Origin of the sequence: Vibrio sp. 10N.239.312.D08, from assembly GCF_041466145.1 — a bacterium.
Lineage (GTDB): Bacteria > Pseudomonadota > Gammaproteobacteria > Enterobacterales > Vibrionaceae > Vibrio > Vibrio crassostreae_C.
Genome location: NZ_JBFSSD010000011.1, coordinates 117894 through 130204 on the forward strand (window position 1 = coordinate 117894; position 12311 = coordinate 130204).

Below are 12311 nucleotides of genomic sequence, written 5' to 3' on the forward strand. Positions count from 1 at the left end.
TATCATTGTGGATATACGTAACTATTCACAAATATCTAAGCAAATAATGAAAACACGTAAATAATCAATAATGAGAAAGAACCGGATCTATGCTCCCGAGAAAACGAAAAACGCCCACATCACGTGTGTGATGTGGGCGTTTCAATATTTACTGTAAAACCAATATTAGGCTGGTAAAGCCTTCGGCTTATAGACCCATCTCTTCAGTGAGAGTTTTGATCTGCTTGAGATCCATTGTGTGCACTTCAATCATTTGTCTGATATCGCTCAGTCGAGAGTTAGCGTTATCTTGCTTCTCACACGCGTCAGATTTCGCGTCCCATGATGTACCATCTAAGTAAACATCACACGCTTTCTTAAGAGAACCAAGATTCTGCTCGAGTTGATCTCTTTCTTTCTCAAGTTTTTCAAGTTCTTGAGAAATCTGTAATTCTTTTCGGAAAACTTCACGCGCACGCTCAAACAAAGTCGATTGCATGTCAGCCTGACGATTAAGTTTCTGGTTGTCTTGCTGAGTTTGCTCTAACGTTTGCTTCTGTTCATTTAGCTGTTGCTCTAACGAGTAGTTCGCCTTCTCTAAAACCGAAGACTGCTTCGCTAATTCCTGGAGCTCTTTTTGATGCTCTTCCGTTTGTTTCACTAGAGCGGCTTCTACTTTCGCATCGATTTCGGTATCAACTTTTGCCACTTTAGTTTCAACGGATGTCAGCAACTGTGCTCTGCTGTCATGCAGTTCTTGATAACGAGTTTCGAGTACCTGATAAGTGGACTCCCACTTAGAAGCCGTAACTGTAGAACCAATTAAGCCACCCAGTGCTAAACCTATAACCGCAGCAATGCCGATATAGAGCTGACTGCGCTTATCGCGTTCTTCTATAACAACCACTTCATCTTGTTCGCTTTGTCCAGATTGCTGGTTCACTAGCGGGTACTCCCCAAAATTTGTTTAACGTTACGCGGTTACTGACACGAATGCCAATACTGATTGTGAAGGCTCAGTTAAACCTATCGCTCAAGCCAGAAGCACTTAAGCTTTACTAACACATTCATCCCACCTGTTTACAGGCAGGCTTAACGAGTTAACTCCGAAATCATCAAGCTGGCAGTATACAAAAGGAAACTGCTAACGATAACTATCACTACCCATTTTTGCAGTTTTTCGTTTGTCCGGTAACGAAATAGTACAAATGCCAAAGCCAATAAAAAAACAATCGCTATTAGTCGAGTCATAACTCCTCCTTGTTTCTCTATTTTATACCATTTAAATAAGCAAGTTACGTCAGAGACTCGTTGTTTGATCATTTAGTTGAACAACATTTGTGCAAACAGATATTTTGTAGCTGACATCACATTTTATATGATCTAGGATACGCCTACAGATTACCTAATTATTTAGGCAATTGTTCCGATGAAGACTGCAGGAGAGTGGTTTTTAACTAAACATTAACATTTAGTTAGATTGACCCGCCGAAGAAGTAAATCTTTCAGGTGCTTTATGCTGGAGAAATCCAGAAAAGTGAGGACTGTCGTTGGAGGAACCTCTGGAGAGAACCGTTAGATCGGTCGCCGAAGGAGCAAGCTTAGTGCCCGTTACTTATCTATAAGTGATTCGCTAAGTGAAACTCTCAGGCAAAAGGACAGAGGAGTGGAAAGCAACAGCCTTAATTAACACAAGAATTCTATCTAGAAATCCGTATGTATTAAGTAGTGCGCCCGATCCCTGAGATCTGCACTGCCTTCCCTCTTCTCCTTAAATTTTTAATTTATTAAGGGGAATCTATGAACCACCTACAAGCTACACTACAAACCATCAACCAATTCGTTTGGGGACCACCACTGCTTATTCTGCTAGTGGGTACAGGTATCTACTTTACTTTTCGCTTAGGCTTACTCCAGTTTAGACACCTCCCAACTGCACTGAAAATGGTGTTCAGCAAAGACAAATCTGGTACGGGTGACGTATCGAGTTTCGCGGCTTTGTGTACTGCACTTTCAGCAACCATTGGTACAGGTAACATCGTTGGTGTAGCGACCGCAATCAAGATTGGTGGCCCTGGTGCCCTATTCTGGATGTGGCTTGCCGCAGTATTTGGTATGGCGACCAAATACGCAGAATGTCTACTTGCCGTTAAATACCGCAGAACCGATAGCAATGGCGAAATGGTTGGCGGCCCAATGTACTACCTGCAATACGGTGTCGGCTCACGAATCTTGGCGGTAATGTTCGCTGTCTTCGCGCTCGGTGTTGCTTGCTTTGGTATCGGTACCTTCCCACAAGTCAACGCTATCTTAGACGCAACTCAAATCTCATTTGGCGCTTCTCGTGAGATGTCTGCTGTCGTTCTTACGACATTGGTTGCAGTAGTTACCCTTGGTGGTATCCAATCTATCGCTAAAGTAGCAGGGAAAGTTGTTCCTACTATGGCGGTTATGTACGTCGTTGCGTGTTTAAGCGTCCTGATTTCAAATGCAGACCAACTACTGAATGCCATTACTCTTGTTGTTACTTCTGCGTTTACCAACACAGCAGCTACCGGTGGTTTCTTTGGCGCGAGCATCATGCTTGCTATCCAATCAGGTATCGCTCGTGGTGTGTTCTCGAACGAATCTGGCCTAGGTAGCGCACCAATGGCTGCAGCAGCGGCTAAAACAGACTCATGTGTGAAACAAGGACTTGTCTCTATGACAGGTACCTTCTTCGACACCATCATCATCTGTACGATGACAGGTTTGGCGCTTATCTTAACGGGTGCTTGGCAGACGGATCTTTCAGGCGCTGCGATGACCACTCACGCATTCGCTGTTGGTCTGAATGCAGATACCCTTGGCCCTATGTTGGTTTCTGTTGGCTTAATCTTCTTTGCGTTTACAACAATTTTAGGTTGGAACTACTACGGTGAGCGCTGTGTTGTGTTCTTGCTGGGTACCAAAGCAGTATTGCCTTACAAGATCATCTTCATTGCGTTGGTGGCTTCTGGTGCATTCTTGAAGCTCGACATGATCTGGATAATAGCTGATATCGTGAACGGCCTAATGGCAATTCCGAACCTAATCGGGCTTATCTTGCTGCGCCACGTTGTTATCGAAGAAACCAAGCTATTCTTCAAACCGTTAACTTCTTCAAAAGATTGTGAAGCAGTTAAAGCGTAACCTGAATTGATTGAATACCAAGCCCGCACTTCAACTGCGGGCCTTTTTATTTTCATCACATAGCGAAACGTCTTCAATTATTATGCAGCACATATGCCCTTATAAATAACGAGAATATTAATTCGACTGCTATGCGATTTAATATAGCCAATAGAAGACTAATAAAACCAACACTTAATTAGACATTACTTATATTTAACAGATTGTGTGTTGGTGTCAGGCGTTTTGTCAAAAACATATTAAATTTCTTTTTGTTTCAACGACACAAAAAACCAGAAGAATAAAACATGTGACTTTAATTCATATATTAGTCAGTTTATAGTCATCTACATTGTAGAGAGAATTATAATAAAAATAAAACGTTGGCTATATGATCAGATTCGACCCGATTAAAAACCGTATTTATAACGATGAACGTTCTATTAAAGTAGGATACCGTGAAACTCGAGTTCTGGAGTTATTACATAAAAACTCACCCGATATTGTTAACAAACAAGATATTATTAGCTTCGCTTGGGGAAACGAGTTCATAGGGGATACGTCATTAGCGAAAAGTATAAGTTTACTGCGCCAAGGGTTCGTTAGATTAGGCATCAAAGAAACCCCAATCGTCACCGTTCCTAAGGTGGGCTATCGCCTTATCGATGAGTGCGTGGTGATCGACTCGCCCGTCAATAATGGAGCCACAACTCCCCTTGCTGCTGCGAGCAACCTAATACCTGTAGGCAATAATGGTATTGCTATCGGTGCAGCCGTTGCAGTCGAACCTAAGCCTAACCCTAAACAAAGTTCTTCGGCTTACTTCCCCACAGCTGAAAGCCGAAACAAGTTGTGCTACTTCACCACTGGCTGCTTACTGTTAGCATCAGCGCTATTGGCTTTTGCTAAGGTTAATGAGAGAAACCTCAGCGATATCAACCCCGTTAACCGGCTCAGAGAGCAATGGATAGGTCAAATACAAGTTTTCCAAGCCCCTGAAATGGCGATGACGCCAGAGCTAGAAAGCATTCTCTATCAGTATCAATGTGATTGTGTGGCGTACATTAGCGAAGAAGCGGAATATTCAGAGCTCTCTATTCTCAACAAAGCCACACGCCAGTCCGTCAACATCTTTTACACTCCAACCCAACTAGATCAAGCCAGTACCGAACTGGCGTTATTCCTAGAAAGAGGTCAATTATGATGCCAATCGTTGCGCTCATTTCTGCATTCGTTTTATTGGTTGGCATATGGAGTATCCCTTCGCCCCAACCAAAAGAAGAGCATCGCTACCAACATAGCGTGGTGGACCTGATAGTGAATGACAATGTATTACGTACCGACGGATTAACGAAAATAAGTAACAACAAGGTGCTACACCTGATGTCCGTTCAAGACGACAACATGCCCGACCCACTTGTTCTGCGATTCAGAGGAACAGCCCGCCCTTCGCAATCACTTTTCTTTTCTATTTCTGGCACCATCGACTTAGTCTCTGTGCAAAAAATAAATATAACAATGAATGACAGCCGATTGTCGCCTTACCTGTTAATCAACAATGACCCATTAACGGTAAAGATTGATATCTTAAGTTCAAATGATTTATTCGCCATCATTAAAACGTGTAATACAGGCCGAACACAACTTCTGGCCAAACGATAATTACAGATAGTTTAGCCACTAGTAACAAGTACCCTATTATCAAATAGCAAGCTTTACCTATATTACACATAGAAAACGGATGGTTATTTTCATTGTTCTATCAGTAATGCAATTATTACCGTCTTCCTTACTTTAAGTGTTTACATTTTAAACCAGATAGCAAATCAAGATATTCAAGTTAGATTTTTACTCCTTGTCACTCACTACGTGCCCACCTTAAACTACGAGCATTGTGAATGGTTATATCTGTTCTTCTAATTAACCATTCATACAAGCGTCAAAAATAACGTCAAATAGTTTTGCCGTCTAAGCCCGAATAATAGGCCTTCATTTTTCTAAAAACGGTTTGAGCCCCATCAAACAATTTACGTTTAGTTGCATACTCTTTCACCGTAAAAACACTAATGACAATACAAGCCATTGAATTTACGGGGTAATTTAATTCAACCCTTTTCAGTATCTATCTATTTATCAACATGAAAAAGTGAACTTGTCTTGTTAACTGCACGGCACACAAAACATTATCAAAATAGAAAAATTACAAATGAGGGAATTGTTAATGATCACAGTAAACAGAAGTCTCTTAGCAACCGCAGTGTTGTCTGTTCTATCAACCGGTGTAAATGCGAAGATTTACCCAGACCAAATAGTGTTTGACCAACTTGGTGAAGATGTATGTCGCTCTGGTTATCGTCCTATAGACCGTTATGAAGCCGGAGAGCAGAAGAGTGCTTTGGTCGCTCGTATGGGCACTTGGCAGATCACCGGGTTAAAAGGAAACTGGGTAATCATGGGGCCGGGTTATCATGGCGAAATTAAACAATCAAGCAGTGGGTCAACGTTCTGTTATCCAAACAACGACCAATCTGAAATCCCTAACTATTCCGCCAAATCGGTTCAGGAAGGCAGCGAAATCGATGTTCAGTATGAATTAGTGAACAACCGTACCGATTTCGTTCGCCCATTAAGCTATTTAGCCCACAACCTAGGTTACGCTTGGGTTGGCGGTAATAACAGTCAGTATGTTGGCGAAGACATGACGATAAAGCGCTCTGGCAACAGTTGGGTGATACAGGGAAATAACAATGGTTCTTGTAGTGGCTATCGCTGTGATGAAAAAACCAAAATCACCGTCGACAATTTTGCCTATACCGTTAACGACGACAACTTTTGGCATGGTGATGTTGTCGAGTCAGATCGTGAATTAGTGAAGACGGTTTACGCGACGGCAAGAAACAACAGCAATATCGCGCAACAAGTGGTGGTCGACCTAAAAGTAGACGAATCAACAAACTGGTCGAAAACGAACAGCTATGGATTCTCACAAAGCGTTCAAACAGAGAACACCTTCAAGTGGCCTTTGGTTGGTGAAACTAAGCTCACAGTTAAGTTCGAGGCTAACCAAAGCTTCGCTGAAACAAATGGCAACTCCACTAGCGAACAAGTAACACTTCAAGCTCGTCCTATGGTTCCTGCGAATTCGGAGCTGCCGATTCGAGTTGAGTTGTATCGTTCAAGCATCTCTTACCCGTACCGATTCAACGCCGATATTAGCTACGATGTTGAATTCAACGGCTTCCTTCGTTGGGGTGGCAACGCGTGGCACTCTCATCCAGATAACCGCCCATACAAGGCTCATACCTTCACGATGGGTCGTGGCAGCAGTGAATCTGCCGACATTCGCTACCAATGGGATCACCGTTACATCCCAGGTGAAACAAAATGGTGGGATTGGGGCTGGGCGATTAAAGAAGCTGGCTTATCAAGCATGCAATACGCGACTGGCGGAAGCTTACGCCCCTTCCACTCTTACGTGTCTGGAGATTTCTACGCTGAATCTCAATTTGCAGGTACTATCGAAATTGGACAAGCAACACCAATTACTAACAATCTACGCAGCAAAAGAAGTACTGATTCCGTCAACGAATCTACTGAGCGCATTGGCGACATCGAAGTTACCACCAACTTTAACGCCGATGAGTTGAGTGACTTAGGTTTCGAAGGTGCTGAGATGAACATTAGCGTCGTTGAATAACTGCGCTGTTGAATAAGATCGGTACAAAGATCTACCAGTAATAAAGCACAAAGCCCACGACACATCGTGGGCTTTCATATATTCATGTTCAACTGAAAACGGTGAACTACACAGGCTCTTCCATCAGAAGCTTAACACCCAGCCCAACCAGCACCATGCCCGTCACGCCTTCCATCCACTTCATAAAACTCGCGTTTTTGAGCAAATTTTTAGCCGAGTTAAGAGCGCCAGCCAAACCACATTGCCATACCATCGCAATCATAAAGTGTACCGAAGCCATCAACATAGATTGCAATAAAGGCGAACCTTCAGGGTTTACAAATTGAGGTAAAAAGGCCAGATAGAAAACTGCTGTTTTTGGGTTAAGAACGTTAGACAGAAAGCCTTCACGCAAAGAACGCTTTGCACTGTAAGCCTGCTGAGCTTGTTCTCCGACCTTCAAACCGCCACCGTTTTTCATCAACGCTCGCAAACTGCTTAAGCCAAGCCAGATGAGGTAAACCGCACCTACCATCTTAACGGCTTGAAAGAGTTCAGCGGATTGGGCGAGGATTGCAGATATACCCACAGCAGAGAAAAACGCGTGTACATACAAGCCGCTACAAATACCAAAGCTCGTCATACAACCGTCAGCTAAGCCAGAGCGGCTAGTATTGCGAATCACCAAAGCCGTATCTAAGCCCGGCGTTAGCGTTAAAATAGTGATGGCAATTAGAAATGCCTCAAAGTTCAAAATATCCATATCATTGTCATTTTTGTTCAGCGATCTATCATCAATACCGTGTATCTGAACAATTCGCAAGCAACAATTGCCACCAGCTATACAACTCACTGATTTTGTGCACAATAGAACAGTTTGATTTGTTAAGAAATAGTAAATTCAAGGCATCGTACCGCCTCATGCTTTTCTCGCTATATCTTCGACTGCGAAGGTCGGCGTCATTAAAAAGCAAAGCCATAATCAAAGTACACGAGATGAACCTTAACGCTGACGCAGCCCTAAGGATCATTTAAAGAAACCAAATTAAGAGTAGTCAAATGAGCGCATTCAAAAAACTAGTCGAACACTCTCAAAAATGTTCACGCTTTCAACACCTAGCTTCTATTTGTGGTTGGGACCAAGCTTCAATGATGCCAGCAGGTGGTAACCAAGCTCGTAGTGAAGCGATGGCCGAGCTTTCTGTTCATATTCACAGCTTAATGACTCAACCACAGCTTGGCGATTGGATTGCAGACGCTGAAAATGAAGCGCTGAACACTGAGCAACAATCGTCACTTCGTGAAATAAAACGCCAGTGGCAACAAGCAAACCTACTTCCAGAAAAACTGGTTGAAGCGAAATCTCTATCGGGTTCAAAATGTGAACATGCGTGGCGTAGCCAACGCGGTAACAACGACTGGGTTGGATTCGAAAAGAACTGGCGTGAAGTGGTTGAGCTTTCTCGTGAAGAAGCGCAGATTCGCGCAGACGCAGCCAATCTAACGCCTTATGATGCGATGCTGGATATTTATGAACCGGGCACTAGCTCTACTTCACTTGATACCCTATTTGCAGACGTTAAAACTTGGCTTCCAGGTTTAATTGATGAAGTGATCGAAAAACAATCGAGCGAGCAATTTAACGCACCATCAGGTATCTATTCGACCGAGAAACAGAAAGCACTGGGTTTAGAAGTCATGAAGCTGCTTCAGTTCGATTTTGAACACGGCCGATTGGATGAAAGTGTTCACCCATTCTGTGGCGGCGTCCCTTCAGACGTGCGTATCACAACACGCTATGACGAAGCGGAATTCGTTCAAAGCTTAATGGGTATTGTGCATGAAACAGGCCACGCACGTTACGAACAAGGCTTACCAAAACACCTAGCAGGACAACCAGCGGGGGAAGCTCGTTCTATGGGCATTCATGAATCTCAATCTTTATTCTTCGAGATGCAAGTCGGCCGCAGCGACCCGTTCATTGGACACTTAGCGAACTTGGCTGGTCAGCAATTCTCAGGCTCAGAATTTGAGAAAGAAAACTTCCAGAAGATCTACACGCGCGTGAAGAAAGACTTCATCCGTGTCGATGCTGATGAACTCACCTACCCTGCACACGTTATCCTGCGTTACGAGATTGAGCGTGACTTGATCAACGGCAAGATCAAACACACTGACATGCCAGAGTTATGGAATACCAAGATGCAGTCTTACCTTGGTTTAAGCACTCAAGGTAACTTCACTAACGGCTGTATGCAAGACATCCACTGGACAGACGGAGCATTCGGTTATTTCCCATCTTACACACTAGGTGCGATGTACGCGGCTCAGTTCATGGCGTCAATGAAGAAGACGGTGGATGTGAACTCTGTAATTGAAAGTGGTGACCTATCCCCTATCTTCACTTGGTTAGAATCGAACATTTGGAGCAAAGGCAGCCTGCTGACCACCGATGACTTGGTGAAAGGTGCAACGGGCGAAACCTTGAATGCGCAATACTTCAAAGATCATTTGAGAAGTCGTTATCTTTAGATAAAACGCCCAACCAGATTGAAGTGTTCTACTTGCAGAGCTTGCTGTGTAAGTAGAACCAAGCTGAAAAAAGCATAGTACAAGTATTGTAAGTCAAAAGTCACAATTATGGCTGAAGGGTAGCTTTGGTTCTAACTAGAAAAGGGGCACTTCTGAGTTACGAAGTGCCATCTGTGAAGGTTCTGGACATTTCCGAGTTGCGTTTTATCTAATTTAGTAAGTCATGAATTAACAGAAGTAGGGCAACTCGCTTAGTCGAATGTCCAGTATCACTGGTGCAGATCAGTATCAAGCTGACTATCTCTTCAGTCATGTCACTTTCCCTGTACCTTTAAATAATATAAAAGATATCATACAGTTTGTTGTGATTTTACCCCCAGCCCGTGAAGATAAAGTGACTAAATGGTTGATGTGATACATAGCAATTGTTCACAACTAAAGTTCATAAGGATGGATGACTTTTAGTAGGGAAAATGTTCGCATCCTAAACGATGTAGAGTATTCAATCTAAGTGATTTTGGGGCAGATCTGAGCTAGCAGGCACTTTGCAAGAAAAGCGCCACGAGTAAAACTTCAGGCTTATGAAGCCTCTGGACATTTCCGTTTTAGCAAGATTGCCAATTAAGCAAAGCATGAATTAAAAGGATAGAAAAAGTCGCTTACGTGATTGTCAGGGATCATTAGACCACTACAACTTCAATTGTCAGTTATAACTAAAACGGCACCTAGCCTTTGAGCAAAAAACCCTATATAACTCATCCCCACCTTCATGCTCTCTTACTCGAAAGAAAAAAATACTCTTCCCTCCCTCCTCATACGCGAGAGCTAGCTCAGCATCATCTCTTATCAAACCTTCAGCTACTAAGTGAACTTCTAATGCATCGAGTGCTTTTTCTTCTAAGGCTTTATCGTGAATTGGTTTAAAACCTCCAAATGAAAGGGAAGAAAAAAAAGAGCAAAAACAAAAAAAACAATTCGCATAACTATTCCTTTTTTATTAGTTCAATACTAATTCCAGTTTAGTAAGAAATTAAGATTGTCGCAGCAGTGAAACTAAATAGATAGCTCTCGTTTCATGCAATTAAAGTCGGAGTTCATCATTCTTATTATGGTAAATGGGTAAATTAGCTACCAAAAACAACCCTCAGACCGCCTCAAACGCTCTCAGCGAGGATTTTGGGCTTGTTCAAGGCTATGCTCATACTACCTTGTATGTGTGTGACTCTTTCAGTGCGATTTACAGAGCAAAAACTAGCGAATTCGTTTGAGTCAAGAACTGTACTCTGCCCCCACTTTTCGTACTTTGTGAGTTAAGTCGCCCCGTTAGCAAGAATTTGGACAGCCGCAACTACCTTAAAATGCAGGTCACATTCTCCACTGGACGGACGGCGCATTCGGTTACTTCCCACCTTACACATTAGGTGCGATGTACGCGGCTCAGTTCATGGCTTCAATGAAGAAAACAGTGGATGTGAACTCAGTGATTGAAAGCGGTGACCTATCCCCTATCTTCAATTGGTTAGAATCGAACATTTGGAGCAAAGGCAGCCTGCTTACTACTGATGATTTGGTGAAAGGCGCAACCGGTGAAACCTTGAATGCGCAATACTTCAAAGACCACCTAAGAAGCCGTTACCTTTAATGGAAAAAATTGATAGAGGCTGATCAGTTTATTGATTCAGCCTTTTTAATCACATTTTCAAAACATACTTAGATTGATTTGAAGGTTTTATCCCTTCATCGAACTTAACAATCACGGAAGATTCTGGTACCTACTAGCACGAAATTGGACAAAAACGCGTTAAACTCAAAACTCTAATTCACTTAACTAATATTAGAAAAAGTATCTTGAAACCTTAAAGCTGAGAGGTTGATACGGCGACGTTGAACAATGAGTCTTAGATCTCTAATCAATCACGTTAGTATGGGTGAAGCCTGAAAGTGATAGACTTAGAAAGCGTATTAATAATAATCAACAAAAGTCTGGTGAGTGTGTTATCTTGGTTGTTATCCCTACCGCTTAGTGGGGACTTCTTTTCTTTTCCGAACTCACATCTCGGCACTCCTTAGTTGCCCTCCTAAGCCTCACCGCAGGCTTTAATTATGTCCATTTCAACCCAAAAGTTAAGAAACATCTTCAAACTCACTAGAATTGAAAATGTAGAAATCAACAACGATGTACCCCATTTCGCACCTTGGTTACCACTTGCTCAGAAAGTAAAACCTGTCATCCCTTCTGCGATTATATATTGCGAAGGTAATTTTGGTAAAATTGATGGTAAAACCGCTAATGGGTTAGTGAGACATTCGTTAAGCTATCGTATTCTATCGGTTATTGATAGTGAGTCTGCTGGCTTAGATGCTGGTGAAGTTCTTGATAACAAAGCCAATGGAATACCTATCCTTGCTAATGCTGAAGAAGCTATCATTCACGCAGAAAGCATTCCTGATTACTTCATTTTTGGCATTGCGCCATCAAGTGGCTTTTTATCTGACTTAGATAAAAGCATAATTTTAAATGCCATGTCACTAGGAATGAACATCGTAAATGGCTTACATGAATTCCTAACCGATGATCCTCTATTTTTAGAAGCCAGCTTAAAGAATAACGTTCGAATATTCGATACTCGCAAACCCAAAAATAAAGGCGATCTGAAAACGTTTATCGGGAAAATACACAACGTTAAATGTCCGAGAATTGCTGTCATGGGGACGGATTGCGCGCTAGGAAAACGAACAACAGCAACAATATTAACGAATGAACTGACTAAAAAAGGCCTTAACGTCGTTCTGATTGCCACCGGTCAAACAGGCATTATGCAAGGCGCACAATACTGCGTTGCACTCGATGCTGTTCCTTCACAATTTTGTGCCGGTGAGTTGGAATCTGTCATTGTACAGGCCTATGAAAAAGAAAACCCGGATCTGATTATTATTGAAGGGCAAGGAGCCTTGAGTCACCCTGCGTTTTCAA

Annotated in this window: 8 protein-coding genes, 1 pseudogene and 1 riboswitch; of the genes and pseudogenes, 7 read left to right on the forward strand and 2 right to left on the reverse strand. The window is 42.5% G+C overall.

Going from position 1 to position 12311, the window contains the following annotated elements:
* Nucleotides 1-187 precede the first annotated feature (187 nt).
* Entirely contained in the window at nt 188-922 is a 735-nt protein-coding gene (locus AB6D58_RS08555) for a chromosome partitioning protein ParA (RefSeq protein ID WP_372156991.1), read from the reverse strand.
* Nucleotides 923-1531: 609 nt separating this feature from the next.
* Nucleotides 1532-1651: riboswitch (glycine riboswitch) on the forward strand.
* A gap of 128 nt (nt 1652-1779) precedes the next feature.
* Between AB6D58_RS08555 and AB6D58_RS08560 the strand changes: the two genes are divergently transcribed.
* From AB6D58_RS08560 to AB6D58_RS08575, 4 genes are all read left to right on the forward strand, one after another.
* Entirely contained in the window at nt 1780-3150 is a 1371-nt protein-coding gene (locus AB6D58_RS08560) for a sodium:alanine symporter family protein (RefSeq protein ID WP_248401192.1), read from the forward strand.
* Between the two features lie 370 nt (nt 3151-3520).
* Complete coding sequence (locus AB6D58_RS08565) at nt 3521-4333, forward strand: transcriptional regulator (protein ID WP_372156994.1); 813 nt, start codon at nt 3521-3523, stop codon at nt 4331-4333.
* Nucleotides 4330-4791, forward strand: a complete 462-nt coding sequence (locus AB6D58_RS08570; protein WP_372156996.1) for a hypothetical protein — start codon at nt 4330-4332, stop codon at nt 4789-4791. The genes AB6D58_RS08565 and AB6D58_RS08570 overlap by 4 nt, the downstream gene beginning before the upstream one ends.
* 559 nt (nt 4792-5350) lie before the next feature.
* Nucleotides 5351-6826 (forward strand): aerolysin family beta-barrel pore-forming toxin, encoded by a 1476-nt coding sequence (locus AB6D58_RS08575; protein ID WP_372156998.1) that lies wholly within the window; start codon nt 5351-5353, stop codon nt 6824-6826.
* Nucleotides 6827-6932: 106 nt separating this feature from the next.
* Here AB6D58_RS08575 and AB6D58_RS08580 read toward each other — a convergent pair whose 3' ends face one another.
* Complete coding sequence (locus AB6D58_RS08580; protein ID WP_017058961.1) at nt 6933-7568, reverse strand: LysE family translocator; 636 nt, start codon at nt 7566-7568, stop codon at nt 6933-6935.
* A gap of 296 nt (nt 7569-7864) precedes the next feature.
* On the opposite strand from AB6D58_RS08580, the gene AB6D58_RS08585 reads away from it, so the two are divergent.
* The 3 genes and pseudogenes from AB6D58_RS08585 to AB6D58_RS08595 all read left to right on the forward strand — a co-directional run.
* Nucleotides 7865-9337, forward strand: coding sequence for a carboxypeptidase M32 (locus AB6D58_RS08585; RefSeq protein ID WP_372157000.1), 1473 nt, complete (start codon nt 7865-7867; stop codon nt 9335-9337).
* A 1372-nt stretch (nt 9338-10709) separates the two neighbouring features.
* Nucleotides 10710-10979 (forward strand): annotated as a pseudogene (locus AB6D58_RS08590) (carboxypeptidase M32); the annotation flags it as partial.
* Nucleotides 10980-11440: 461 nt separating this feature from the next.
* On the forward strand, nt 11441-12311 hold an 871-nt coding region (locus AB6D58_RS08595; RefSeq protein WP_372157002.1), incomplete at its 3' end, for a DUF1611 domain-containing protein.